Origin of the sequence: Ferrimonas senticii DSM 18821, assembly GCF_000422665.1 — a bacterium.
Classification (GTDB): Bacteria; Pseudomonadota; Gammaproteobacteria; order Enterobacterales; family Shewanellaceae; genus Ferrimonas; species Ferrimonas senticii.
This window is the reverse complement of the sequence record NZ_AUGM01000007.1, coordinates 92,404-118,582: the sequence shown is the minus strand read 5'-3', so window position 1 is coordinate 118,582 and position 26,179 is coordinate 92,404. Positions and strand designations below refer to the sequence as shown.

Here is a 26,179-nt window from a genome sequence, read left to right as displayed (position 1 = left end):
CGTACAAGGCCGCGGCTCACCGATGAGCCATTACAATTTGTCGCCAGCCTTCAGGCCGATGGCGAATTTCTCGAGGTATTGATTCGGTTGCTGGCCGTCATAAACGATGCCATCGATAAAGTGAGTTTGCGGGCTGCGAAAGCCATCTTCATTGGCAAAGTCGGGGAATTGCTCGGCGCTTGCGAGTTTGTCGGCAATCAGGCTTTCGGCGGCTTTTTGATAGAGATCGGGGCGATAGACCTTTTGTGCCACATCGAAGTACCACTGATCCGGTTGGTCGTCGCTGATCTGGCCCCAGCGGCGCATTTGGGTTAGATACCAGATGGCGTCGGAATAATAGGGATAGGTGGCGTGATGGCGGAAGAACACGTTGAAGTCTGGCACCGCCCGCTTGTCGCCTTTCTCATATTCGAAGGTGCCGGTCATGGAGTTGGCGATCACCTCGTAATCGGCGCCAACGTAGTTTGATTGCGACAGAATTTTAACCGCTTCAGGTCGGTTGGCGTTGTCGTTGGCGTCCAACCACATCGCCGCGCGGATCAGCGCCCGAACCAAGCGGATGGTGGTGTTGGGGTATTGCTCGGTAAAGGCTTTGGTTAGGCCGAACACTTTCTCTGGGTTGTTTTTCCAGATCTCATAATCGGTGACCACCGGTACGCCGATGTTTTTAAACACCGCTTGCTGGTTCCACGGTTCGCCAACGCAGTAACCGTAGATGGTGCCGGCTTCCAAGGTGGCTGGCATTTGTGGTGGCGGGGTGACTGACAGCAGCGCTTGTGCTTGCAGTTGCCCAGAGGTGTCGCCTTTATGCGGTGCGTAGTAACCCGGGTGAATGCCGCCAGCGGCGAGCCAGTAGCGCAGTTCATAGTTGTGGGTTGAGACCGGGAACACCATTCCCATATTGAACGGTTTGCCTTCGGCACGGTACTGCTCGACCACCGGTTTTAGCGCGTCGGCTTTGATCGGGTGCACCGGTTTGCCATCGGCTTGCTTGGGAATATTGGTTTTCATTTTTGCCCAAATCTCGTTGGCAACGGTGATGCCGTTGCCGTTCAGATCCATTGAAAACGGGGTGATGATCTCCGCCTGGGTGCCGTAACCGATGGTGGCGGCGATGGGCTGACCCGCAAGCATGTGCGCGCCATCCAAGCGACCATCAATCACCCCATCCAGCAACACTTTCCAGTTGGCTTGAGCTTCGATGGTGACGTACAGCCCCTCATCTTCGAAGTAGCCCTTTTCGTAGGCGATGGCGATCGGCGCCATATCGGTCAACTTAATAAAGCCGAAGGTTAACTCCTCTTTCTCTGGATAACCCAAGGCCTCGGCGCTGGCGCTGCCGTTGCCTAGCAACAATCCGGCTGCCAGTAGAAATTTACCGAGCCAACGTGATGTGGTGGTGTGTGCAAGCCTAAGCGCCATGATGTTCCTCCTAAAAAAGAAAAGACTCGACGCCCCTTGGGGAGCGCGGTAGCGCCGAGTTGCGAAATCGTGTCGGTGGTTGTTTAGGGCTTTCAGCAAAGTCGATGCCAATGCGTTGGTTGCACTAGTGATATGGGTTTGCGGCGAGGGCTCTGAGCAAACTGCAACTGCGCTGGGCCGTGCTGGTGCAACCGCTGCACCAAAATTTCAGCCGGACGGTATCGGATGATTGCTGTGCCTTATAACCAGTGAATGGACGAGGCGATTGCGGCTATCTGTGAGGGGGGAGATTCCGTCAACTCGGCGTACAATATTGGCATTAGCTGATTGAGGCAGAGGAAAAGATGGCAACAGAGCCACAAGGATTTAGCGTTGCTGGCAAAGTGGCCTTGGTCACCGGCGCCAATCGCGGTATCGGTAAAGCGATTGTCGAGGCATTAGTCAGCCATGGCGCGGCTAAGGTGTATTTGGCGGTGCGTGATGTGCACAGCACTGCCGCATTGGAACAGCGCTTTGGCGTTAAGGTGCAAACGGTGGCGCTGGACTTAGCTTCAGAGTCGGCGCTGGCGCAGTTAGCTTGCCAGTGTCATGACGTTGAGTTGCTGGTCAATAATGCTGGGGTGGCGCAAACCTGTGGGGTGCTGGCAGAGGATATGATTGCCACGTTGCAGCGCCAGATGGAAGTAAACGTCTATGGTTTGATCCGCATGGCACAGGCGTTTGCGCCGCAGCTACAAGCCTGCTCTGGTGCCTTGGTGCAGCTTAACTCGGTGGCGTCACTGCGCAGCAACGATCGCTTTGCCAGTTACTGTGCCTCTAAGGCGGCGTCGTACTCGGTCACCCAAGCGCTGCGCAAACAGTGGTTGGGCAAGGTGCAACTGCTCAGCGTTCACCCAGGGCCGATTGCCACCGATATGGTGGGCGATTTAGGGCTGACTTCGCAGGTTAGTCCAAGCGATGTGGCCGAGCAGATCATCGCGGCGCTGCACACCGGCCAGTTCCATCTGTATCCCGATCCGTTTTCGCAATCGCTAGCGAGCCACTACCACGGATATGCGCAAGCGGTGGTGGAGGCTTAAGGGGTCAGTCCAGTGATATACTGCAGCTATAGCGTCTAGTGCGCCGCAAAGAGGGAATTTTGCAACCGTGTTGCCGCCTGTCGGCAACCCATTTGCAAACTGCGGGCAACCGCATTGAAAGGGTTAACCAACGTGAACCGCAAGAAGAAAGTGAAATCGACGCTGCTCAAGCAAGCGAAGCGTCAACGCGCCAAAAACGCGCCGAAAAAAGGCGACGCCTACGTTTCAAAAGCGGAGCGTGCCCGTTTGGCAGAGGAAACTGCTGCGACCGCCAGTGCCGAGAGCGCGCCGACCGCAGTGCAACCAAGCGCCGAATGAGCTAAAAACAACGAAAGCCCGCCAATTGGCGGGCTTTGTGTATATCCAGGTTTGGCAATCGACCTATTTTGCCGCAGCCAAGCCTTGGTTGATCATCTCCAGATCGGCATCGTTCAGGGTGCCAGCGGCTTGTTTCAGCGCCAGTACCGCATTGATGTAACCGTAGCGCGCGCTGGATAGATTTTGCTTAGCGCTAAACAGTTGCTGGGTCGAGTTCAGCACATCAACGATGGTACGAGTACCCACTTCAAAGCCCGCTTCAGTAGCCTTCAATGCGCTTTCAGCGGAGATCACTGATTGCTCGAAGGCGCGAATCGAGCTCAGTGAGGCATTAACGTTGTTGAGGTTAGCGCGAGTGCTGCGCACGACGCTACGGTGATTCTCTTCCAAGCTTTGCTGGGCGGTGACGAAGTTGGCTTTCGCTTCATTCACTGCACCGGTAACACGGAAACCAGAGAACAGTGGTACCGAAGCGGTGATGCCGATATTGGCGTCGTTGCCCTCTTGGGTGGTTGAACCGGCAAAAGTGTCGTTATAACCGGCGTTAAAACTGATGGATGGCAGATGGCCGGTGCGTGCCAGATCGATCTGCTGTTTGGCGATATCCACACTCAGTTTCTCTACCAGTAGGGTGATTGAGGATTGCTCCGCCAACGCTTGCCACTGTTCATGAGTTGCTGGCACTGGTTTGGATGGGCTAAAGCGATTGGTATCCAGTGTGCTCAGTTGTTGGTGCGCCATGCCGGTGATCTCCCGCAACGCCTCCAGATTGTTCTCAACGGTATTCTGCGCGGTGATCTCATTGGCGGTCGCCAAATCATATTGTGCCTGAGCTTCATGCACGTCAGTGATGGCGGTTAGGCCGACCGCAAAACGTTGTTTGGTCTGCTCTAGCTGACGCTCGATAGCGCGCTTATTGGCTTGTTGAAACTCTAACTGGTCTTGTGCCGACAACACATCAAAGTAGGCATTGGCAACGCGAACAATCAGTCCTTGTTTGGCTTGTTCAAAACGCAGTTCAGCTTGTGCAGCAGATTGCTTAACGATATCCAGATTCAGGTAGTTGCTGTGATCGTAGATCGACTGACTTAACGTAATGCCTGCGGTAGCGGAATCGGTTTCTGGACGGATTTCGCTGTCAATCACATTGCTGTAACCGATACTGGCATTAACCTGTGGCAACAAGCTGGCACGGCTCTGGCCAATGCGTTCGTAAGCGGCGGTGCGCGCGGAATCGGCCTGCAACAACTGTGGATCTTTAGTCAGCGCCAATTGGTAGATCTGCATTAGGTCGTCGGCTTGGGCCGCGCCGGTCAGCGATAGACCTAACGCTAGGCAGACGGAACGCAATTTGAAGTTCATTAATCTTCCTTAGTCGAAAACGGTAGCTTCGCCCGACTATGGCAAAGCTTGAATGAAAATTAAGTGTCCCCGAGCGGTGCTGACAGGGGTGGCATAGACTGGAATAGTGGCCAATTGATGGCTCTCAGTACAACGCCTAATTGTAACATAGTACTCTGATCTGCTTATCGAAAGCAGACTTGAAGGCGGATATTTAATGGACCAATTCCCGCATAAATTCAATCGTAATGACGTTTTGATTGATAAAATCGAGACCGCATTTCAAGGTTTTTTTCGCCTTGATAAGGTCACCTTTCGCCATCCGCTGTTTGCTGGTGGCATCAGCCCCAGCACCACCCGCGAGGTATTTGAGCGAGGGGATGCGGTGGTGGTGCTGGCCTATGACCGACAGCAAGACAAACTCGTTCTGGTGGAACAAATTCGCATTCCAGCGCTGCGCACCGCCGCCAACCCTTGGCAGTTAGAGCTGGTGGCCGGGATTGTTGAAGCGGGTGAAACCCCAGCCGAGGTGGCACAGCGAGAACTGCTGGAAGAATCGGGCTTAACCGCGCAATCGCTCAAGCAAATTTGCAGTTATTTACCCAGCCCCGGCGGTTGCAGCGAACGTCACACCCTGTTTTTGGCGTTGGTGGAGCTGCCGCAGGATCAGCAGCAGATGCAGGTCTTTGGTCTTGGCAGTGAAAACGAAGACATTCGTCGCCACATCGTTAGCCGCGAACAGGCGCTGCAACTGTTGGAGCAAGGCGCCATCGACAACGCCCCGACCATCTTGGGGTTGCAGTGGCTGGCGCTGCACTATCTGCGACTATGAATGCTCGCCGTCGCTACGCCCCGAACTTGCCTAAGTTGATGGCGCTGTACGCTCGCAACTACCGCTCGTTGCAATGGTTGTTAACCCAAGCGCGGCGTCAGCAGGGCGAGCAACGCGTGTTTCACTGGCGCCATCAAAGCCAGCCGCTGCAGTTAAAGTTAACCCTGACCGAACAAACCAAATACACCGAAACGGTACTATTAAGCCGCGAAGACCGCAGCCTGCCAAGTTGGCCGCTGCCGCAGATCCAACTGCGAATCTACCATGACGCGCAGGTGGCAGAAGTGTTAACTGGGCAGCAGTTTTCAAGATTTCTTCCGGTTTATTCCTACCCAAATGACGCCATGGTGCAGCGTGATGAAAAGTTTCAGGTTAACCTATTTGCAACCGAGCTATTAGAGCAGTTTCAGCGTCATCAATGGCGTTTAATTAACCATCGGGCGGAGAGCCACAACCCTTGAGTCAGCAAAGCGAAACCCTATCAATATCAACAAATAATGGCAGTGTGGTGTTGGCGCAATTAAGCGATCCGCATCTGTTCACTGATGTTGATAGTGTGTTTTTGGGGATAAACCCGCACGCTAGCCTGACGGAAATTTTGAATGTTATTCAAAATGAACGGGAACTCAATGCGGTGCTGGCTACCGGTGACATTAGCCAAGATCATCAAGACAGCACCTATCGGTTGTTTGAGCAGATGATGACCACTCTGCCGGTACCCACTTTTGTGTTGCCGGGCAACCACGACAAGCCGCACTCGATGCAGCAGGCGTTTGCTGGTGACAAAGTCCATTACGGCCGCCGGGTGGTCGCAGGCAACTGGCAGATTTTGCTGCTCGACTCGACGGTAGCGGGGCGCCCTAGTGGCCACCTAAGCGACAACGAGTTGGATTGGTTGGGGCGGATGCTACAACAGTTCGGTGAGATGCCAACGGTGGTGGCACTGCACCACAATCCGGTGCTTACCGAATGCGTCTGGCTAGACCAACATTGTCTGGCCAATGGCAACCAGCTGCTGGCGATGTTGGCGCTGCATCCGCAGGTTAAAGCTGTACTGTGGGGGCATGTGCACCAGCAGATGGATCTGTACCATCAGCACATTCGACTGCTGGCGGTACCGTCCACCAGCATCCAATTTAAGCCGAAGCAGACCAATTTTGTCTTGGATAAGCTGCAACCCGGCTACCGATTGCTGCGTTTATACCCAGATGGCACCTTTGATACTGAGGTTAAACGTCTGAAAGATGGTAAATTTATTGCCGATAGCAGCGCCACCGGATATTAGGTAAGGTATCAGCGCTCAAGTATTAATCAGACGCTGACACTATGCTTCTCTACCTACACGGCTTCAATAGCAGTCCCAATTCCGCCAAAGCACAACAAACCTTGGCTTATCTGCGTCAGCACTGCGCCGAGGTGCCATACGCGATGCCACAACTGGCCAACACCCCGGCCGAGGCTGTCGCGCAGATCTTACCGATTGCTGAAAGTGCTGCCGCCGTGGGGGAACCGCTGCGGATCATCGGCAGTTCCATGGGCGGATTTTTAGCGACCTATCTGATTGAGACGTTGCAGCCCAAGTATCCGGACACGCTGATGTCGGCGGTGCTGATCAATCCGGCGGTAACGCCTTGGGTGTTGAAGCCACTGCTGATTGGTGAGCATCACAACCCGTATACTGATCAGCACTTTACTCTGACCGCCGAGCAGATCGACCAGTTGCATCAATACCATATTGAGCGACTTCGTTATCCGGCGGCTTATCGGGTGCTACTGCAAGCTGGCGACGAGGTCCTAGACTATCGCTTGGCGTTGGCACACTACCAATTGTGCCAGTTACATATTGAGCCAAACGGCGACCACAGTTTTATCGGCTTCGAGCAACAACTGCCCGCAGCCTTTGCATTTTTGGATCTGGCCTAAGGGCGGATCACGGCGCAATGCGCTTAACCCTGATTTTTGGAATCGTTGATGAGTAATCAATACACCTCGAACTCGATTGAGGTTCTCAGTGGCCTAGAACCGGTACAAAAACGGCCGGGGATGTACACCGAAACCAGTCGTCCTAACCACCTTGGTCAAGAAGTTATCGACAACAGTGTCGATGAAGCCTTGGCCGGTCACGCCGATGACATTCAGGTGATTTTGCATAAGGACCAATCGCTGGAGGTGATTGATAACGGCCGTGGTATGCCGGTGGATATCCACCCAGAAGAGGGCATTTCTGGGGTCGAGTTGATCCTGACTCGACTGCACGCTGGCGGCAAGTTCTCTAATGACAACTACCAGTTCTCTGGTGGTTTGCACGGGGTGGGGATCTCGGTAGTAAACGCGCTGTCGAAGCGGGTTGAAATTAAGGTTCGCCGCGATGGCCAGATGCACGAGATCGCCTTTGAAAATGGCGAAAAGGTCTCAGAGCTGGAAATTACCGGCAGCGTAGGCAAGCGCAATACCGGCACCAGCGTTCATTTTTGGCCAGACGCCAAATATTTCGATTCCGCTAATTTTTCGGCCTCACGACTGATCCACGATCTGCGCGCCAAGGCGGTATTGTGCCCGGGGCTGCGGGTACGATTTGATAACAAAGTTAATGGCGAACGCTACGAATGGCACTTTGAAGCCGGTCTCAAAGATTACTTGATGGAGGCGGTCAAAGAGTGGCCGTGCCTGCCTGAACAGCCGTTTATCGGCAGCTTTAACAGCAACACCGAAGCGGTGGATTGGGCGGTACTGTGGCAGCCAGAGGGCGGCGACAGCATCAGCGAAAGCTACGTCAACCTGATCCCAACCGCCCAAGGCGGTACTCACGTTAACGGTTTCCGTCAGGGCCTGCTGGAGGCGATGCGCGAATTCTGTGAGTTCCGTAACTTGCTGCCTCGTGGCGTTAAGTTGGGGCCAGAAGATATCTGGGATAAAGCCGCGTACGTGCTGTCGACCAAGATGCAGGATCCGCAGTTCTCCGGCCAGACCAAAGAACGCTTGTCTTCCCGTCAGGCCAGCGCGTTTGTGTCTGGGGTGGTGCGTGACGCCTTCAGTTTGTGGCTTAACGAGCATACCGAACAGGCAGAGCTGTTGGCGGAACTGTGCATCAGTAACGCCCAAAGCCGTCTGCGCAAAGCCAAAAAGGTGGCCCGTAAGCGAGTTACCTCAGGCCCAGCGCTGCCGGGCAAACTGACCGATTGTGCCGGTGCCGATGCCAGCCGCGGCGAGCTGTTCTTGGTGGAGGGTGACTCTGCCGGCGGCAGCGCCAAACAGGCGCGCGACAAAGAGTTTCAAGCGATCATGCCGCTGCGCGGGAAGATCCTGAATACTTGGGAGGTGGATGCCTCGCAGGTATTGGCGTCGCAAGAGGTGCATGACATCTCGGTGGCGATCGGCTGCGATCCGGATTCTGAGGATATCTCCGGCCTGCGTTACGGCAAGATCTGTATCCTGGCGGATGCCGATTCCGACGGTTTGCACATCGCCACCTTGCTGTGTGCGCTGTTTATGCGCCACTTCCGCAAGTTGGTTGAGCTGGGCCACATCTACGTGGCGATGCCGCCGCTGTTCCGTATCGATATCGGTAAAGAGGTCTACTACGCGCTGGATGACAGCGAGCGTCAGGGGATCCTCGATCGCATCGAAAAAGAGAAAAAACGCGGCAAGGTACAGGTGACTCGATTTAAAGGTCTGGGTGAGATGAACCCGGGCCAGTTGCGGGAAACCACCATGGATCCGAATACCCGCCGTTTGGTGCAGCTGACCATCGACGATGGCGAAGCAACCTTGGCGTTGATGGATATGCTGCTGGCCAAAAAACGCGCCGGCGATCGCAAGAGCTGGTTGGAAAGCAACGGCGATATGGCGCAACTCGACTAAGCCACGCCGCCGTTTCGGTGCTTCGGCACCCTCTACTGTTGATGAGGTGAGTTATGACGCGATGGAATGCGTTGTGGGCAGTGGCGGTTGGCTTAGGTTTAAGCGCGACTGCTGTGGCAAAAGAGCTGCCGCAGGCGGTAACTCAAGCGCATTTGCCGCCGGGCTTTAGCTTAGAGCTGTACGTCGATGGCGTTGCCAATGCGCGGCAGATGGCGTGGGGGCCCAACGGTACTTTATTGGTTGGCAGTCGTCGTGAAGGCAAGGTTTATGCGGTCTACGATCGCGATCAAAACGGCCACCCAGAAACGGTCACCATCTTGGCCAGCGATCTCAACATGCCCAGTGGCCTAGCAGTTAAAGACAACCAGTTGTATGTAGCGGCGGTTAATCAGATCCTGCGGTTTGATCTGAGCAAGCCCGGCAGCGATCCAGCCGTGGTGTACGACGATCTGCCCAGCGATCGCCACCATGGCTGGAAGTTTATTCGCTTCGCGCCTGACGGGCGCTTGATAGTGCCGATTGGCGCGCCGTGCAATGTGTGCGATGAGCCGCTGCCTTACAACAGCATCTACGCCATCGATTTAGCGTCCGGTGAGCGCGAGCTATTGGCCCAAGGGGTGCGTAACTCGGTCGGTTTTGATTTCGACAGCGACGGTAAGTTGGTGTTTAGCGACAACGGCGCCGACATGATGGGCGACGATCTGCCGCCTTGTGAAATCAATCGGGTAGAGGTGAACGGCAGCCACTTTGGCTATCCCTATTGGCACGGTGGGGTAGTGGAAGACGCCAGCTATAAGATCCCCGCCGCGCTTAACGGCAAGCTGGTGGATCCCATCGCCCAGTTGCAGGCCCATGTGGCGCCGCTGGGGGTCGAATTTTATCGGGGCACGCAGTTCCCCAAACCATGGCAGGGAGCGCTGTTGATTGCTGAACACGGCAGTTGGAACCGCTCTAGCAAGGTCGGTTATCGCATCAGCGCATTAACCTTCGATGGCACAGCCAACAGCGGCTATCAAGTCTTAGTGGATGGCTGGCTCGATGGCGACACGCCGTTGGCGCGACCGGTGGCATTTTTGCCCCACGCCGATGGCAGTATGTTGATCTCTGATGATCATCACGGCCGGATCTACCGGCTTAGCTTCAACCCAGAATTAGTTAAACGTGCCGGCGATGCCGCGCAAGGAACACCATGACCGAACTCAGTGATATGAGCTTAGAGGGCGTAGAGCAGCAGCCACTGCGCCAGTTTGCCGAGCAGGCTTACCTCAACTACTCCATGTACGTGATCATGGATCGCGCCTTGCCGCACATTGGCGATGGCCTTAAACCGGTGCAGCGCCGCATCGTCTACGCCATGAGTGAACTGGGCTTAAGCGCCACCGCTAAGTACAAGAAATCTGCCCGTACCGTCGGTGACGTGCTGGGTAAGTACCACCCGCACGGCGACAGCGCCTGTTACGAAGCGATGGTGCTGATGGCGCAGCCATTTACTTACCGCTACCCATTGGTAGACGGTCAAGGTAACTGGGGCGCGCCGGACGATCCAAAATCGTTCGCGGCGATGCGTTACACCGAATCACGGTTATCGCGCTTCTCAGAGGTGCTGCTGGCGGAGCTTGGCCAAGGCACGGTGGAGTGGGGGCCCAACTTTGATGGCACCATGAAAGAGCCGAAACTGCTGCCAGCGCGGTTGCCGCACATTCTGCTTAATGGCGTTACCGGCATTGCCGTTGGTATGGCCACCGACATCCCACCGCACAACGCTCGCGAAGTGGCGCAGGCGTGTGCGCATCTGCTGGATAACCCGAAGGCGGAACTGGGCGAGCTGCTGCAGTTTGTCCAAGGCCCGGATTACCCAACCAAAGCTGAGATCATCACTCCGCAAAGCGAGATCGAGAAGATCTACCGCAGTGGTCGTGGTTCGGTGAAGATGCGCGCCACCTACAGCGTTCAAGATGGCGAGATCGTGGTGGATGCACTGCCGCATCAAGTTTCTGGTGCCAAGCTGATCGAACAGATCGCCGGCCAGATGCAGGCTAAGAAGCTGCCGATGGTGGCGGACTTGCGCGATGAATCGGATCACGAAAACCCAGTGCGACTGGTGATTGTGCCACGCTCGAATCGGATCGATCTGGATCAGTTGATGGCGCACCTGTTTGCCACCACCGATTTGGAAAAGAGCTATCGCGTGAACCTCAACATGCTGGGGCTGGATAACCGCCCGGGCGTGCGCGATCTGAAATCGATTCTGGCGGAATGGTTGCAGTTTAGAACCGAAACCGTCCGTCGCCGTTTGCAATACCGCTTAGACAAAGTGCTGGCGCGCCTGCATATCCTTGAAGGTCTGTTGGTGGCGTTTCTCAACATCGATGAGGTGATTGAGATCATCCGCAGCGAGGACGATCCGAAAGCGGAACTGATTAAACGCTTTGCTCTGTCTGAAAAACAGGCCGAAGCGATCCTTGAGATCAAACTGCGCCAGTTGGCCAAGCTGGAAGAGATTAAGATCCGCGGCGAACTGGACGAATTAGCCGCCGAGCGTGACAAACTGGAAACCCTGTTGGGCTCGGAGCGTCGCCTGAAAACTCTGGTGAAAAAAGAGCTACTGCGTGACGCTGAAACTTACGGCGACGATCGCCGCAGCCCCTTGGTTGAGCGCAGCGAAGCCAAGGCGATGACCGAGCAAGAGTTGACCCCAGCGGAGGCGATCACTGTGGTTATCTCCGACAAAGCGTGGGCGCGCGCCGCTAAAGGCCACGACGTCGATGCCGAAGCGCTGTCGTACCGTGCCGGTGACAGCTACTTGGGGCATGCCCGTGGTCGCTCGAACCAGCCGGTGGTGTTTATCGAAAGCTCTGGTCGCGCCTATACCACCGAGCCGCACACCTTGCCATCGGCGCGCAGCCAAGGCGAGCCACTGTCCGGCCGCTTTAACTTGGTGGCGGGCAGCCGCCTTGAGCACGTGTTGATGAGCGCCGACGATGACATGTACTTGCTGGCCACTGACGCCGGTTACGGCTTTATCGGTCAGTTCAAAGATATGATCAGCCGCAACAAGTCCGGCAAGGCGCTGTTAAGCGTGCCGACCAATGCCGAAATTCTGCCACCGCAGAAGATCGCCAACGACGGTAGCGAACGCCTGCTGGCGGTGACCACCGAAGGGCGAATGCTGCTGTTCCCGCTGTCGCAGTTGCCGGTATTGGCCAAAGGCAAGGGCAATAAGATCATCGGCATCCCAAGCGAACGCTCCAAGAGCCGCGAGGAGTACGTTAAGCACTTGGTGGTGGTTAACGACAGCACTCAAGTCACGCTGTGGGCTGGTAAGCGTAAGTTGACCCTGAGACCAGAGGATCTTAGCCACTACGTCGGCGAGCGTGGTCGCCGTGGTAACAAGCTGCCACGAGGCCTGCAACGGGTCGACAAGGTCGAGCTAGAACAGCCGCAAACCGAGCCTTAACCGCCGCTTACGGTTATCCAGCGCCCAGCCATTGTGCTGGGCGTTGTGCTTTTTCTGCAGAGGTCAGGTGGCTTCGGCGGCCAACGCTTACAAATTCAGCGCACATCTGTTAACCAAAGCTATTGCTCGTGAATATGGCCAGCCCTATACTGAGCGCCCTTTTTTGCCAAAGAGACTTGCTAGTGCTGACTCTATTGCGGGGCCTGTTGATGGTCCTATTGTTGTTGGTGGTGTTTCTGGCCACTTTAGTGGTCTGTATTTTCCGCCCGTTTCATAAAGATAACGTGGCGTTAGTTGCCCGTTGGTTTGCGGCTTCCGGTCGCTTCTTAGGCCTGAAACTGGAGCGGCGCGGCACCGAGCATCTGCAACTGGACACCCCAGTGGTGTTTGTTGGCAATCACCAGAATAACTTCGATCTGTTTACCCAGTCGTCGATGGTACCCAAGGGTACCGTCAGCATTGGCAAAAAGAGCCTCAAGTGGATCCCGTTTTTCGGTTTGATCTACTGGTTGACCGGCAACATTTTGATCGACCGGAAAAACAGCTCGAAAGCCCGCGGCACTATTGAAAACACCACCAATAGCATCCGCGAAAAAGGGTTGTCGGTATGGATTTTTCCTGAGGGTACCCGCTCTCGGGGCCAAGGGCTATTGCCGTTTAAAACCGGTGCCTTTCACACCGCCATCAATGCCGGTGTGCCGATTGTGCCAGTGATCGCCTCCTGTCAGAAAGATCTTAGCCTTGGCCGCTGGGATAACGGCACCATCATTGTTGAAGCGCTTGAGCCGATCAGCACTGAGGGCTTAGGCCGGGAAGATGTGCGACAATTGGCGCAGCAGGTGCATCAGTTGATGGCTGAGCGCCTAGAGCAGTTAAATGAACAAGCGCGCGCATTAAGCGCAGCGAAATAATTCGGAGAAATCGCGATGATGACCGCAGAGCAGCTGAAACAAGAGCAGCAGATGGAAACCCGCGAAATCGTGCAAGCGCTGCTGGAAGATGGCTCGGTTGCTGACGCCACTTACCGCATCGAGCACCACTTTGCGGCAGAGAACTTCGACGCGCTAGAGAAAGTCGCGGTAGACGTTTACAAAGCCGGTTTCGAGGTGGAAGACCCAGAAGAGATCGAACTGGACGATGGCGAAATCGCTTTTTGCTTCAGCGCAGTCATCGACCACGAGCTGAGTGTTGAACGTCTGGATAAAGATTGTGATCAACTGATCGACATCGCCGCAAAATACAAGGTGCTGTACGACGGTTGGGGCACCCACTTTATCGATCCAGAAGAGCAGTAATAGCCAGTTGGTCGTGGTCAGTCGATAGTTGTTAGTAACAGCAAAGCCAGACCTCGTGTGGGCTAACTGCCACTGAGCGGCGTAAATGAAAAGGGCATCCGATTGGATGCCCTTTTCTATACTTAGCGTTTGCGATTGATACTGGAGGTCGTCGATGAAATACCAAGGTCCCGAGCGCCGTGGCAAAGATCGCCGTTGGCAGATCCCGCGAGAGCTAGCCGAACGTTGGCAGGATGCCGGGGTTGACCGTCGTAAGCCGAGTCGTGGTCGGCGCGCCGATGATGTGCTGCCGCCCTCGCACTAGCGGAGTACGGTGATGTATATGGGACCCGATCGGCGGCAACGACAGTGGCAGTGCCAGCCTGAGTCGGCCATCAGCTGGCAACCGCTGATTGATCGTCGCCGTGGCCAGGGCAAGCCGTTGCAGCAGTTGCGTAAGCAGTCGCAAGCGGCCAAGCCGGAGTCGCCACAGAGCTGGGGCAGTTACTACCTTTAACCCAGTTGCGGTACCAGCGAGCGTTGATAGATGGCAACGTCGTACCAGCGCTCGAACTTAAAACCGACGCGGGTCATCAGGCCGACCCGTTCGAAGCCCATCTGTTGGTGAAACCTGGCGCTGGCCTCATTGGGGTGGGTGACTATCGCCAGCAGCTGCTCAATCCCTTGCGCCTTTAGCCGTTCGATCAGCTGATGATACAGCGGTTGGCCAAGGCCTCTGCCTTGGGCGTGCGGTGCCATATAGATGGTGGTTTCACAGCAAAAGCGGTAGGCACTGCGAGGCTTGTAGTGGTTGCCGTATGCGTAACCGGCCACTTTACCATCCTGTTCAATCACCAGCAGCGGAAACTCGGCGGCAATGGTGGCGAGGCGTTCGGCAAACACTGGTAGGCTTAGCGGTTGCTCTTCAAAAGTGGCGCTGCTGTGGCAGATGGCGTCATTGTAGATCGCCAACACGGCGGCGCAGTCACTGGTTCGATAATCGCGGATGGTGTGCATAGTTATTGTTTTGGTTCTATCCGGTAGGGTGACAATGTCAACGCGTTCAGGTGCGGGCTACGGTTAAGCGGTTGCGACCATTACGCTTACTTTGGTACAAGGCTTGGTCGGCGGCTTCAAACCAGATTTGCTCATTGGCCAGATCGTGTTGATAGCCACACAGCCCCAAACTGATGGTGATCTTAAGCGGCGGCTCGGTGGCAAACAACAGTTTGCTGACCGCATGGCGCAAGCGTTCGGCGATCTGCTTGCCTTGGTCAACGTCGGTGTTGGTTAGCATCACCACAAACTCTTCGCCGCCATAGCGGGCGACGATGTCAGTCTGCCGAAGTTGACTGCTTAATAAGCCGGCTAACTCTTTTAGAACCTCATCACCAACGGCGTGGCCGTAACGATCGTTCACCTGTTTAAAATGGTCGATATCCAACACCAGTAAGCAGGCATTTTGTTGGTAGCGCTGACAGCGCAGGTACTCTTGGGTCAGCATGGTTTGCCACTGCCGCCGGTTTAACAGCCCGGTTAGGCCATCTTGTTGGCTTAGCCGCTCTAATTGACTGTTGGCTTGGGTCAGCATCATCCGATCCTGCGCTTGAACGCTGACGTCGTAGATGATCATCGCCGCATGGCTGATCTCACCGTGACTGTTCTTCAGTGGCTGGATCGTCATGTTTTGGTGCATCTTTGCTAGCCCGCCGGTGATCGGTCGGGAGTTGGCAAACGGAAACACCCACGGTCGCTGTTCCCATACCGTGAAGCTGCGACTTTCCAGTAAAAACGCGGTTTCCAGTTTGTTCAGTAGCCACTGCTCTGGTAACTCTGGAAAGCAGGCAAACAGCGATTGTCCCAGCACTTGTTGATCACTCAGGCCGGAGTGGTCCGCCATAAAGCCGTTCCACAGTTCGATCTTGTAGTTGCGATCCAGCACCACTAGGCCGACTTCGATCCCCTGCAGTAACTGGGTGAGCCAATGCAGTTGAGTAAATTGTTGGTTGTCCATCATCGGCGTGCTCTTGGTTAATCGACAAGGAATTGCAGGGTATTTTCCAGCCGCGGCAGGCTGGCTTGCGGGAACAACAGCAGCAGATCACAAACGATCTCATGCGCTTCAAAGCGATAGCTGATCTCAACCGCCAGAGTCTGTTCGTCATAGCGTTCTTTGCTAAGACTATTCAGCACCACCGGATGGCTTTGGCCAAAGGCGATATTCAGCTGCTCTGACAGGCCGGTAAGAAACGACGCAAATAGAATATTGGCGGTATCCATCTGGATTTCGATTTGGGCGTTGGGGCAGTCACAGTCGGCGATCCCCATCAACTGGCCCATACTGGCGTAGCTGCCATCGCGCATCATCAATAGGGCTTCGCCGCTGATCCCAGCACCGATAAATCCCTGTGAGATCACTTGCAGCTCTTTGTCGCCTACCGACGGCGCAATCAGCATCATCATCTCGCCCCGAGTCAGCCGCCGTACGTGCGGGATAGGTAACTCGACAAAGGTGCCCAGAACCTGGGCGATGCTGGCACCGGCACGCCCCATGGCAACGTTACAAATCTCTCGCAGGGCATCGTCGTAGTCGACCTTGATCGCTTTGCGTGGTTGCGGCGTTGGTTGGGTTTCTGGACTTGGCTGATACAGTTGCTGTTGCTGCAGCAGTTGCGCTATCTGTTCGGCAGTGGCGGGTTTTTTCAAAAAGGCTAGGGCGCCCAATGCCATCGCCCGCCGCAGCGCTTCTGGCTGAATGTCGGCGGAGCAGACGATCACTTTCGGCGGTCGTTGTTGTCGCTGCAGTCGCAGCAACACCCCATAGCCATCCAGCTCTGGCATATTGAGATCCAGAAACAGTAACTCAATGGCGTTCATCTCAATCTGAGAGAGCGCTTCTAAGCCGTTGGCAGCAAAGTAGATCTGCACCTCCCAGTCGGTAGGCAGATTGCGCTGCAGATGTTTGCGCGCCATGGCGGAATCGTCGCAAATCAATATTTTTTGTGCCACAGGTCGCTCCCTTAGCCATGTGGTGGCGGCATTATTTTTTGTTATTTTCCCCTTTCATATAATTTATTCCATATTATTTTCAATACGTTGTCTTAAATCACAGGGGCTGTTAGTGTGACCAATAAATAACCGGTTTGAGTGATTGCTCCAGCCGTTAGGTCAAAGTGGGTGCAAGGAGTGCAACATGAGCCGAGTAGAGTGCCAAATCATCGATAGCATCGCCTATGTGGCGCTGGCACGACCGGATAAACGCAACGCCATGGACTTGGCGATGTTTCAAGAGATTGTCGCCACGCAGAAGCAGCTTAAAAAACAGCGCGATCTGCGCGGAGTAATTATCACTGGTCAAGGCAAAGATTTTTGCAGCGGCATCGACATCAAGTCATTGCTCAGCGATGGCAGTAAAGCGTTTAAGCTGATGTGGAAGTGGTGGCCAGGTTCGGCCAATAAAGCCCAACAAGTATGCACTGGCTGGCGCGATCTGCCGGTGCCGGTGATCGCGGTGTTGCATGGCAAATGTTGGGGCGCGGGGATGCAGATGGCGCTGGGCGCCGACTTTCGCTACGCCACCGCCGACAGCAGTTTTGCGGTAATGGAGGGGCGCTGGGGGTTGCTACCGGACATGGGCGGTAACTTAGGTATGCGCGAAACCATGGCGCAAGACCATGCGCTGTGGTTGGCGATGTCTGCCGAGCCAATTGACGCCAAACAGGCATTAGAATGGCGGCTGATTACCGAGATTAGCGACGATCCGCTGGCATTGGCGAAGAGTCAGATGGCTAAGTTGATGCAGCGCTCGCCAGATGCGATTGCGGCGACTAAGAAACTGTATCGCCGCCATGGCGTGCCGAAATCGGGGATGATGTTGGCGGCGGAAACCTTCCATCAATGGCGGTTGATCCTGGGTAAAAATCAACGGATTGCCACCGCGCGTGCCAAGGGCAAGGATAAGGATTATCAGCCACGGCAGAGTTGGTAAGGGTTAAAGCTGGTAGCGATTAGTTCTTTTTAGTCAGATTGATAGTCTTTAGTTTTCAGTTGGTAGTAACAGCAAAAGCCAAGAGCCTGTGGTTGCTGGGATGTGGGCGCTCATCCTGCTAACTGCTAACTGCTAACTGCTAACTGCTAACTGTTAACTGCTAACTGCACCAGTGAGTTGAGTAACGCCGAGTCAGACGATTTAAACCCAACAAAAAAGCCCAACACGTTGCCGTGTTGGGCTTTTTCTTTAAGCGCTAAACGATTACTCGTCTAGGAAGCTCTTGAGGATCTCGGAACGAGATGGATGACGCAGCTTACGCAGCGCTTTAGCTTCAATCTGACGGATACGTTCACGGGTCACGTCAAACTGTTTACCTACCTCTTCCAGAGTGTGGTCGGTGTTCATTTCGATACCGAAGCGCATCCGCAGTACCTTAGCTTCACGGGCAGTCAGACCGGCCAGAACCTCGTTAGTAGCCATTTTCAGGCTTTCAGAGGTGGCGGAGTCGATTGGCAGTGCCAAGGTGGTGTCTTCGATAAAGTCGCCCAGATGGGAATCTTCATCGTCACCGATTGGGGTTTCCATCGAGATCGGCTCTTTGGCGATCTTCAGCACCTTACGGATCTTATCCTCTGGCATCAGCATTCGCTCAGCCAGCTCTTCCGGGGTTGGCTCGCGGCCCATCTCCTGCAGCATCTGACGAGAGATGCGGTTCAGTTTGTTGATGGTCTCGATCATGTGCACCGGAATACGGATGGTACGCGCTTGGTCAGCGATGGAACGAGTGATCGCCTGACGGATCCACCAAGTGGCGTAGGTCGAGAACTTGTAACCACGACGGTATTCAAACTTATCTACCGCCTTCATCAGACCGATGTTGCCCTCTTGGATCAGATCCAAGAACTGCAGACCACGGTTGGTGTACTTTTTGGCGATAGAGATAACCAGACGCAGGTTGGCCTCAACCATCTCTTTCTTGGCGCGGCGAGCTTTCGCTTCACCGATAGACATGCGACGGTTGATGTCTTTGATCTTGCCGATCGACAGACCAGTCTCAGTCTGGATAACTTGCAGCTTCTGAACGCTGCGCTCCAGATCGTCTTGGAACTGCGACAGACCTTCAGAGTAGGACTTACCCGCGGCGATCTCGGCGTTCAGCCAGTCTAAGTTGGCTTCGTTACCGGCGAACACCTTCATGAAGTTTTTCTTCGGCATCTTGGCATGATCGACACAGGTCTTCATGATTAGACGCTCTTGCACACGGACGCGATCCATCATGTCGCGCATGCTCTTCACTAGGTTGTCGAACTGCTTTGGTACCAGACGGAACTCTTTGAACAGCTCGGACAGTTTGGTCACGATCATCGCCACTTCCAGCGAGTCAGAGCCGTGCTCTGCCATCGCCTTCATGGTCAGTTCGTAGTGAGCGCGCAGCTCGTCAAACTTCTCTTTGGCTTGTTCCGGATCTGGACCGTTGTTGGCGTCGTCGTCGCCGCCTTCGCTGTCGTCATCGTCGTCATCGCCGTCGTCGTCTTCGTCGTCCAGCTCTTCATCAGACAGCTCGGAACCGACGTGAGTCGCGGTTGGCGCTTCGTCTTCTTCGGTGATAAATCCAGAGATGATATCGGACAGGCGGATCTCTTCGGCAACGTAACGGTCCCACTGTTCCAGCAGGTAACCGATGGCAGCTGGGTACTCTGCGATAGAGCACTGCACTTGGTTGATGCCATCTTCAATGCGCTTGGCAATGACGATTTCGCCTTCGCGGGTCAGCAGTTCCACAGTACCCATTTCGCGCATGTACATGCGCACAGGATCGGTGGTGCGGCCCAGTTCACCCTCAACGCTGGCCAGTGCGGCCGCCGCTGCTTCAGCAGCGTCTTCGTCGGTGGCGTCCTCGGACATCATCAGTTCGTCTTTGTCCGGAGCGGACTCAAACACCTGGATGCCCATGTCGTTGATCATCTGGATAATATCTTCGATCTGATCGGAATCGACCATATCGGCAGGCAGGTGATCGTTCACCTCGGCGTAAGTCAGATAGCCCTGCTCTTTGCCTTTGGCGACCAGGAGCTTAAGTTGTGACTGCGGAGTTTGATCCATTGATATCATCCACTTAAGGTTAATTACTTCGGGTAAGCGGCCGTTGACGCGCAAATAGCCAATTATAAAGGTATTCGGCTTATGCCGCTAGGGGCTGATGCGCTTTGCTGTCAGTGAGTTAGCACCAGCAGTGGTGCTATTTACTGACAGTATCGGCACTACTGCCTCCGGCCTTAGCTGATTGTTTTAGCGACGCCAGGTTTTGATTGAGCCACTGCAGTTGCCGGATCTCATCAGCGGTGATGTTACCGCTGCGGGCTTTTTGATTCAGTGTCTCGGAGCATTGCTCGAAAAAGCGCTGGTTTAGCCAGCTAAGACAATCAGCGAATTCTTGTGTGAGGTTTTCCTCAACGGTAAATTTCCAGCCCATTAACTTACGTAACAGCGGCCCTTCCGGGCGTTCGCGAAACCGTTCCAACAACTGGGCTGTGGTCAGCGGTTGGGGGCGGCAAACCTCGAGCATCTCTCGCAGCAGAGCAACCCCTTGCAGATTTAACTGGGTGAGCGAAGTCTGCGGTTTTAGGTGGTGACCTAACTGCGGTTGATGCAGCAGCAGCGCAATCGCATGACGCAGTGGTGTACCCCGTCCTTGCGCGGCTTTGTGCAAATTATGTTGTGCCGGCTTGCTGGTCTGTTGCAAGAATCGGCTCAGTTTATGTTCGTCCCAAGATAGCTCGCGCGCCAGTCGTTGGCTAAACACCTGCCGCAGATTGTCGTCGTTCACGCGGCTGATGAGTTCAGTCACCTGCCGAGCCATGTTGGCTTTGCCCTCATCGTTACTGAGGTTGGTTTGCTGCGCCATCCGCCCAAACAGGTAATCGGATAGGCTCATCGCCTCGCCGATGCGCGCTTCAAAGGCGGTTTTGCCCTCGTGGCGAACCAGCGTATCGGGATCTTCCCCGTCGGGCAGGAACATAAACTTTAGCGCAGTTTGGCTGCGCAGCAGTGGTAAGGCGGTTTCCAATGCTCGCCATGCGGCTTCACGGCCAGCGCGATCGCCATCGTAGCAGCAGACCACTTCGCTTTGGGCGGTGCGGATCAGGGCTTGGATATGATCCGCGGTGGTGGCGGTGCCAAGTGACGCGACCGCATAGTCGATGCCGTGTTGCGCCAGCGCCACTACGTCCATATAGCCTTCGACCACCAGCACCCGCTCCGGATTGCGGGCAGCTTGGCGTACCTCATACAGGCCATACAACTCATGGCCTTTATGGAAGATTGGCGTTTCCGGTGAGTTCAGATACTTGGGCGTATCATCGCCCATCACCCGACCACCGAAGCCGATAACCCGACCACGGCGATCGCGGATAGGGAACATTAGGCGGTCACGAAAGCGGTCGTAACGGCCGCCGCCGTCTTTGTCGATCGCCATGCCGCATTCGCTTAGCAGTTGCTGGTTGCGTTGGTTGCCACGCTGCTGGCTTAGCAGGTTATCCCAGCCCGGCGGGGCAAAACCGATGCCAAACTTGGTGACCGTGGCTTGGTCTAAGCCGCGACCGGCAATGTAGTCTTGCACCCGCTGGCGCTCAGGGTGCTGTGCCAACGAACGCTGGAAGAATTCGGCCGCCCACTCCATTAATTGGTAATGGTCATTGAACTTAGCGCTGTTAACCGGCGGCGCGCTGCGGGGGGTATCACCGCTTTGGTAAGTGGACTGCTCCCGTTGCACCTCTAAGCCGGCTTGGCTGGCGAGTTCTTCGACCGCATCGGGAAATTCGAGGCGGTCGTATTCCATCACAAAGTCGATGGCGTTGCCGTGGGCGCCACAGCCAAAACAGTGATAGAACTGCTTGTCTTGAGCGACCGTGAACGAGGGCGTTTTCTCGTTATGGAATGGGCAACAGGCGTGGTAGTTGCGGCCCGCTTTTTTCAGTTTGACGCGGCCATCAATCAGCTCAACGATGTCGACCCGAGCCAACAACTGATCAATAAATTCTCGTGTAATACGACCTGCCACGATGCCCTCTGAAAAAACCGCGATAACTAGGAAAATTATCTAAGGCGATAAGCACTTTAGCAATGCTTATGGCGTTAGCTAATGGCGCTGCTGAAAAACAAACAAGCCGTGCTTGTGGCACGGCTTGTTGCAGTGAACGGTTGTGTTCGATTAGGACAGTTGGGCTTTCAGCAACTTGCTGACAACCGCCATATCGGCACGACCTTGAACCTGGCTTTGCAGCAGGCCCATCACTTTGCCCATATCTTTCATCGAGCTAACACCGCTGTCAGCAACAGCTTTGCTGATCAACGCTTCTAGCTCGGCTTCGGACAGTTGTTGTGGCAGGAAATCCTGCAGTACAACTACCTCAGCAGCTTCGGCATCAGCCAAGTCTTGGCGACCGGCTTCCTCATATTGCTTGATGGCGTCGCGACGCTGCTTAACCAGTTTGGTCAGCAGTTTGATCACGCCGTCGTTATCAAGTTCAACCTGAGTGTCGATTTCTACCTGCTTAACCGCAGCCAGAGCCATACGAATGGTGCCCAAGCGAACCTTATCTTTGGCTCGCATGGCGTCCTTCATGGCGTCTTTCAGTTGCTCGACTAAAGTCATGGCTTAGTACAGGCGAGTACGACGTGCGTTTTCGCGAGCCAGCTTCTTAGCTTGACGCTTAGAAGCAGCAGCTTTAGCGCGCTTGCGGATGGTGGTTGGCTTTTCGTAGTGCTCACGACGACGAACTTCAGCCAGAACACCAGCTTTTTCACAGGAACGCTTGAAACGACGCAGTGCTACGTCGAACGGTTCATTTTCACGAACTTTAATTACCGGCATCTGCCTATTACCTCGAAAATCTTCGGTTACTACGGGCTGGTCAATCTTTGAGCAGCCGCGATTCAAAATGGTGCGAAATTCTACTCCGATAACCCAGTCGTTGTAAAGTCCACATCACAAGCACTGGCGAGGTTCCGATGACCCCGTTAAAATTGCGCCACTTTTTCCCGCGATAGAGACCACAAGTATGCGTATTTTAGGCATTGAGACCTCCTGTGATGAGACCGGCATTGCCATCTATGACGATGCCAATGGCCTGCTGTCACACACTTTATATAGCCAAGTAAAACTGCACGCCGATTATGGCGGCGTGGTTCCAGAGTTGGCGTCGCGGGATCACGTGCGCAAGATTGTGCCGCTGGTGCAGCAAGCGCTGGCCGACGCTGGACTGACCAAAGACGACATCGACGGCGTAGCCTACACCGCCGGCCCGGGTTTGGTCGGGGCGTTGTTGGTCGGGGCCTGCGCTGGCCGTGCCTTGGCCTTTGCGTGGGGCAAACCCGCCATTGCAGTTAACCATATGGAAGGGCATTTGCTGGCGCCGATGCTGGAAGACAATCCGCCGCAATTCCCATTTATTGCGCTGCTAGTGTCCGGCGGTCATACCCAACTGGTGCAGGTGGATGGCATTGGTCAATACCAGCTGTTGGGCGAGTCGATTGATGATGCCGCTGGCGAAGCGTTCGATAAGACCGCGAAGCTGATGGGGCTGGATTACCCGGGTGGCCCATTGCTGTCGAAACTGGCTGAGCAAGGCGAGGTTGGCAAATACAAGTTCCCACGGCCGATGTGCGACCGTCCCGGCTTGGACTTCAGCTTCTCGGGCTTGAAAACCTTCGCCGCCAATACCATCGCCGCCGAAGGCACCGAAGCACTGGCGGACATTGCTCGTGCCTTTGAGGACGCGGTGGTGGATACCTTAGCGATCAAGTGCCGCCGAGCAATGGATCAAACCGGCATTAACCGACTGGTGGTGGCCGGTGGGGTGAGCGCCAACCGTCATTTGCGGGCGGAACTGGCAGCGTTGATGGTGAAGCGCAAAGGTGAGGTGTTCTACCCACGGCCAGAGTTTTGTACCGACAACGGCGCGATGATCGCTTTTGCTGGGATGCAGCGGTTGTTGGCCGGTGAAAATGCGTCGTTAGCAGTAACAACCACCCCGCGCTGGCCACTGTCGCAATTAACCGTTCCGGGCGCCAATTAATCGGTTTCTGGACCGGCGTTACGCTTGGCACCGAGTTTCGGCTCGGTGCCTTGATAAAGGCGTACCATGTTGGCGCGATGGCGCCACAGGATCAGCGCAATCAGTAGTGACACTGGGGCGATATATTCCGGGTGTTCTGGCCGCACTAGGTAGACGTACAGTGGGGTTAAGCTGCAGGCGACAATCGACGCCAGTGACGAATAACGACTGATGGCGGCGACCGCCAACCAAGTCGCCCCAAGCATCAGCAGTACCTGCCAGCCAATCGGTGCAATCGCTCCCAAGGCGGTCGCCACCCCTTTGCCGCCCTGCATTTTGAAATAGAGCGGATAGATGTGTCCCAACGTTGCCGCCACCCCAACCAACGCCAACACCCATGGCGACAATCCCAGAAAATAACCGCCCCATACTGGAATGGTGCCTTTCAAAATGTCACTGATTAGCACCAGCAGGGCCGGCAGTTTGCCACCAAGGCGCAGCACGTTGGTGGCACCGGGATTGCCCGAACCATGCAAGCGCGGATCTGGCAGCCGGAACAGCTGACAGATCAGCACCGCACTGGAGATCGATCCCAGTAGGTATCCGGCGATGACGGTGGCAAGGCCAAGCAGAAGGGTGCTGTCCAATGTTTTTCCTAAGCAGTGTTTGGGCTATTATCCAACGCCCACAACGGTTGTTGTCAGCAGACGGCAATCTAATGAATGACAGTATCTTATACCAACCGCATAAAATTACTGGTCTTTCTAGTGCGCGACAGCGTTGATTCGGTAATCGATTGAGTTGGTGGGATGCCAATGGCGAAGAGCAGATGAGTGACAGCGTTTTTATCCAAGGGTTGGAGTGCCACGCCGTAATTGGTGTGTTTGATTGGGAAAAGCAGATCCGACAGAAGCTGCTGATTGACTTGACCATCGGTTGGGACAACCGTCCAGCGGCGGCCAGCGATGATTACCAATACGCGCTCTGCTACGACACCGTTTCTAAAGCGGTAACGGCACTGGTGCAAGACACCCCGCACGAACTGGTGGAAACCGTAGCGGAAAAAACGGCGGCATTGATTCTGACGCAATTTAACGCGCCGTGGGTGCAGGTGCGAGTCAACAAACCCGGTGCGGTGGCCAATGCTGCCACGGTTGGGGTGGAAATTCGTCGGAGCCAAGTATGACTCGGATCTTCATCAGTTTAGGTTCCAATATCGATGCCGAGGCTCACATCCGTAATGGCCTCAATGACTTGGCGGATGCACTCGACCATGTGCTGATCTCTACTGTGTATGAGAGCGAAGCGGTTGGTTTTGAAGGCGATAATTTTTTAAACCTCGTCGCTCAAGCCGATACTGAGCTGTCGATTGCCCAATTGGTGGCGCTATTTAAGCAGATTGAGCAACGTCATGGCCGAGTGTTGGGTGCCAAGAAGTTTGCCCCGCGCACCTTAGATATCGATCTGCTGCTGTATGGCAACCTGGCCACCAACGAGCCGGTAGAACTGCCGAGACCCGAAATTTTTGATAACGCCTTTGTGCTGCTGCCGTTACAACAGTTGTGGCCTGACGGCGTGCTGCCGAACTGCAGCCAATCGCTGGCGCAGTTGTGGCAGGCGTTTCCCCAGCAATCGCAAAAACTGTGGCCAATTGAGTTTGATTGGGCCGCCCCTTCAGATAAATCGCAATAAGGAATAACCATCGTGGATCTGATCCAGACCATCGTGCTGGCACTGCTGCAGGGCTTCACGGAATTTTTGCCGATCTCCAGTTCGGCTCACCTGATTTTGCCGGCGCAGATGTTTGGTTGGCCGGATCAGGGCACCGCTTTTGATGTGGCTACTCACGTCGGCACCTTAGCGGCGGTGGTGCTCTATTTTCGACAAGACATTGGCCGCATGGCATTAGCTTGGATCGGTTCTTTTAGCGGTAAACACAACGACGACAGTCGTACCGCATGGTTTATCGCTCTGGGTACGGTACCGGCGGTGATTGCCGGTCTGCTGTTTAACGATCTGATCTCCACCGAGCTGCGCTCGACGGCGGTTATCGCCACCACCACCATCCTGTTTGGCTTGGCGCTGTGGTACGCCGATGCCAGCGCCAGCGAGCGCAAAGGCTTGGTCGATATCACTTGGAAGATGGCGCTGCTGATCGGTATCGCTCAGGCGCTGGCGCTGATCCCCGGCACCTCGCGTTCTGGCATTACCATCACCATGGCATTGCTGCTGGGGCTTACCCGTGACAGTGCCGCGCGGTTCTCGTTCCTGCTGTCGGTGCCGATTATTGTCGCTGCCGGTGGCCTTAAAACCGTGGAATTAGTTACTGAAGCCGCCAGCGTTGATTGGCTGGCGATGGCAGTCGGCACGGTACTGGCTTTTGTGTCCGCCTTTGTCTGCATCAAGTTGTTCTTGGCTGCGATTAGCCGGATGGGGATGCTGCCGTTTGTGATCTATCGCTTAGCGCTGGGCGCGGTGCTGTTCGCGTTCTTCGTCTGAAGCTGAAGCCATTGAATTGAACAACGGGCGGCCTGATGGTCGCCCGTTT

At 55.1% G+C, this 26,179-nt stretch carries 28 protein-coding genes; 18 read left to right on the top strand and 10 right to left on the bottom strand.

The window, feature by feature from the left end; translation table 11 throughout:
- Positions 1-30 precede the first annotated feature (30 nt).
- Complete coding sequence (locus G506_RS0105950; RefSeq protein ID WP_035387077.1) at positions 31-1,422, bottom strand: CmpA/NrtA family ABC transporter substrate-binding protein; 1,392 nt, start codon at positions 1,420-1,422, stop codon at positions 31-33.
- A gap of 344 nt (positions 1,423-1,766) precedes the next feature.
- On the opposite strand from G506_RS0105950, the gene G506_RS0105945 reads away from it, so the two are divergent.
- Positions 1,767-2,501 (top strand): SDR family oxidoreductase, encoded by a 735-nt coding sequence (locus G506_RS0105945; protein ID WP_028116062.1) that lies wholly within the window; start codon positions 1,767-1,769, stop codon positions 2,499-2,501.
- Positions 2,502-2,633: 132 nt separating this feature from the next.
- Entirely contained in the window at positions 2,634-2,819 is a 186-nt protein-coding gene (locus G506_RS0105940) for a DUF2986 domain-containing protein (RefSeq protein ID WP_028116061.1), read from the top strand.
- Between the two features lie 63 nt (positions 2,820-2,882).
- Here G506_RS0105940 and tolC read toward each other — a convergent pair whose 3' ends face one another.
- On the bottom strand, positions 2,883-4,181 hold the full coding sequence (tolC, locus tag G506_RS0105935; protein WP_028116060.1) for an outer membrane channel protein TolC: 1,299 nt from the start codon (positions 4,179-4,181) through the stop codon (positions 2,883-2,885).
- 196 nt (positions 4,182-4,377) lie between these two features.
- On the opposite strand from tolC, the gene G506_RS0105930 reads away from it, so the two are divergent.
- From G506_RS0105930 to G506_RS18985, 11 genes are all read left to right on the top strand, one after another.
- On the top strand, positions 4,378-4,992 hold the full coding sequence (locus tag G506_RS0105930; RefSeq protein ID WP_028116059.1) for an NUDIX domain-containing protein: 615 nt from the start codon (positions 4,378-4,380) through the stop codon (positions 4,990-4,992).
- The gene (locus G506_RS18995) at positions 4,989-5,453 is read left to right on the top strand and encodes a DUF1249 domain-containing protein (RefSeq protein WP_051201943.1); all 465 of its coding nucleotides are present in this window, start codon (positions 4,989-4,991) and stop codon (positions 5,451-5,453) included. The genes G506_RS0105930 and G506_RS18995 overlap by 4 nt, the downstream gene beginning before the upstream one ends.
- Complete coding sequence (gene cpdA / locus G506_RS0105920) at positions 5,450-6,277, top strand: 3',5'-cyclic-AMP phosphodiesterase (protein WP_028116058.1); 828 nt, start codon at positions 5,450-5,452, stop codon at positions 6,275-6,277. Before G506_RS18995 ends, cpdA begins: the two co-directional genes overlap by 4 nt.
- Positions 6,278-6,318: 41 nt before the next feature.
- Complete coding sequence (locus tag G506_RS0105915) at positions 6,319-6,915, top strand: YqiA/YcfP family alpha/beta fold hydrolase (protein WP_028116057.1); 597 nt, start codon at positions 6,319-6,321, stop codon at positions 6,913-6,915.
- 48 nt (positions 6,916-6,963) lie between these two features.
- Complete coding sequence (gene parE / locus G506_RS0105910; protein WP_028116056.1) at positions 6,964-8,853, top strand: DNA topoisomerase IV subunit B; 1,890 nt, start codon at positions 6,964-6,966, stop codon at positions 8,851-8,853.
- A gap of 53 nt (positions 8,854-8,906) precedes the next feature.
- Complete coding sequence (locus G506_RS18990) at positions 8,907-10,046, top strand: PQQ-dependent sugar dehydrogenase (RefSeq protein ID WP_051201941.1); 1,140 nt, start codon at positions 8,907-8,909, stop codon at positions 10,044-10,046.
- Positions 10,043-12,310 (top strand): DNA topoisomerase IV subunit A, encoded by a 2,268-nt coding sequence (gene parC / locus G506_RS0105900; protein ID WP_028116055.1) that lies wholly within the window; start codon positions 10,043-10,045, stop codon positions 12,308-12,310. Before G506_RS18990 ends, parC begins: the two co-directional genes overlap by 4 nt.
- A gap of 182 nt (positions 12,311-12,492) precedes the next feature.
- Positions 12,493-13,221: a 1-acylglycerol-3-phosphate O-acyltransferase gene (locus G506_RS0105895; RefSeq protein ID WP_028116054.1), complete on the top strand. Its 729-nt coding sequence runs from the start codon at positions 12,493-12,495 to the stop codon at positions 13,219-13,221.
- A gap of 15 nt (positions 13,222-13,236) precedes the next feature.
- Entirely contained in the window at positions 13,237-13,605 is a 369-nt protein-coding gene (gene rraB, locus G506_RS0105890) for a ribonuclease E inhibitor RraB (protein WP_240473392.1), read from the top strand.
- Positions 13,606-13,759: 154 nt separating this feature from the next.
- Complete coding sequence (locus G506_RS20880) at positions 13,760-13,909, top strand: hypothetical protein (protein ID WP_156904814.1); 150 nt, start codon at positions 13,760-13,762, stop codon at positions 13,907-13,909.
- 12 nt (positions 13,910-13,921) lie between these two features.
- Positions 13,922-14,101, top strand: coding sequence for a hypothetical protein (locus tag G506_RS18985; protein WP_035387076.1), 180 nt, complete (start codon positions 13,922-13,924; stop codon positions 14,099-14,101).
- Here the strand turns inward: G506_RS18985 and G506_RS0105875 are convergent.
- Genes G506_RS0105875 through G506_RS0105865 form a run of 3 tightly spaced genes read right to left on the bottom strand, consistent with a single transcriptional unit; the run spans position 14,098 to position 16,593 of the window.
- Positions 14,098-14,601 (bottom strand): GNAT family N-acetyltransferase, encoded by a 504-nt coding sequence (locus G506_RS0105875; protein WP_028116052.1) that lies wholly within the window; start codon positions 14,599-14,601, stop codon positions 14,098-14,100. The genes G506_RS18985 and G506_RS0105875 overlap by 4 nt on opposite strands.
- Positions 14,602-14,647: 46 nt before the next feature.
- A complete protein-coding gene (locus G506_RS0105870) occupies positions 14,648-15,601 on the bottom strand; it encodes a sensor domain-containing diguanylate cyclase (RefSeq protein WP_240473391.1) in 954 nt (317 codons plus the stop codon).
- Positions 15,602-15,615: 14 nt separating this feature from the next.
- A complete protein-coding gene (locus tag G506_RS0105865; RefSeq protein ID WP_028116050.1) occupies positions 15,616-16,593 on the bottom strand; it encodes a response regulator in 978 nt (325 codons plus the stop codon).
- A 184-nt stretch (positions 16,594-16,777) separates the two neighbouring features.
- Between G506_RS0105865 and G506_RS0105860 the strand changes: the two genes are divergently transcribed.
- A complete protein-coding gene (locus G506_RS0105860; RefSeq protein WP_028116049.1) occupies positions 16,778-17,572 on the top strand; it encodes a crotonase/enoyl-CoA hydratase family protein in 795 nt (264 codons plus the stop codon).
- Positions 17,573-17,836: 264 nt separating this feature from the next.
- Here G506_RS0105860 and rpoD read toward each other — a convergent pair whose 3' ends face one another.
- From rpoD to rpsU, 4 genes are all read right to left on the bottom strand, one after another.
- Entirely contained in the window at positions 17,837-19,678 is a 1,842-nt protein-coding gene (gene rpoD / locus G506_RS0105855) for an RNA polymerase sigma factor RpoD (protein WP_028116048.1), read from the bottom strand.
- A gap of 136 nt (positions 19,679-19,814) precedes the next feature.
- Complete coding sequence (gene dnaG, locus G506_RS18980) at positions 19,815-21,635, bottom strand: DNA primase (protein ID WP_035387074.1); 1,821 nt, start codon at positions 21,633-21,635, stop codon at positions 19,815-19,817.
- 150 nt (positions 21,636-21,785) lie between these two features.
- On the bottom strand, positions 21,786-22,229 hold the full coding sequence (locus G506_RS0105845; RefSeq protein ID WP_028116047.1) for a GatB/YqeY domain-containing protein: 444 nt from the start codon (positions 22,227-22,229) through the stop codon (positions 21,786-21,788).
- A gap of 3 nt (positions 22,230-22,232) precedes the next feature.
- Complete coding sequence (gene rpsU, locus G506_RS0105840) at positions 22,233-22,448, bottom strand: 30S ribosomal protein S21 (protein WP_028116046.1); 216 nt, start codon at positions 22,446-22,448, stop codon at positions 22,233-22,235.
- Positions 22,449-22,635: 187 nt separating this feature from the next.
- On the opposite strand from rpsU, the gene tsaD reads away from it, so the two are divergent.
- Positions 22,636-23,652: a tRNA (adenosine(37)-N6)-threonylcarbamoyltransferase complex transferase subunit TsaD gene (gene tsaD / locus G506_RS0105835; RefSeq protein ID WP_028116045.1), complete on the top strand. Its 1,017-nt coding sequence runs from the start codon at positions 22,636-22,638 to the stop codon at positions 23,650-23,652.
- On the opposite strand, the gene plsY is transcribed toward tsaD, so the two are convergent.
- On the bottom strand, positions 23,649-24,263 hold the full coding sequence (gene plsY / locus G506_RS0105830; protein WP_205619484.1) for a glycerol-3-phosphate 1-O-acyltransferase PlsY: 615 nt from the start codon (positions 24,261-24,263) through the stop codon (positions 23,649-23,651). The genes tsaD and plsY overlap by 4 nt on opposite strands.
- Positions 24,264-24,460: 197 nt before the next feature.
- On the opposite strand from plsY, the gene folB reads away from it, so the two are divergent.
- Genes folB through G506_RS0105815 form a run of 3 tightly spaced genes read left to right on the top strand, consistent with a single transcriptional unit; the run spans position 24,461 to position 26,130 of the window.
- Positions 24,461-24,817, top strand: coding sequence for a dihydroneopterin aldolase (gene folB, locus G506_RS0105825; protein ID WP_028116043.1), 357 nt, complete (start codon positions 24,461-24,463; stop codon positions 24,815-24,817).
- The gene (gene folK / locus G506_RS0105820) at positions 24,814-25,323 is read left to right on the top strand and encodes a 2-amino-4-hydroxy-6-hydroxymethyldihydropteridine diphosphokinase (protein ID WP_028116042.1); all 510 of its coding nucleotides are present in this window, start codon (positions 24,814-24,816) and stop codon (positions 25,321-25,323) included. The genes folB and folK overlap by 4 nt, the downstream gene beginning before the upstream one ends.
- A 12-nt stretch (positions 25,324-25,335) precedes the next feature.
- Positions 25,336-26,130, top strand: coding sequence for an undecaprenyl-diphosphate phosphatase (locus tag G506_RS0105815; RefSeq protein WP_028116041.1), 795 nt, complete (start codon positions 25,336-25,338; stop codon positions 26,128-26,130).
- Positions 26,131-26,179: the final 49 nt, after the last annotated feature.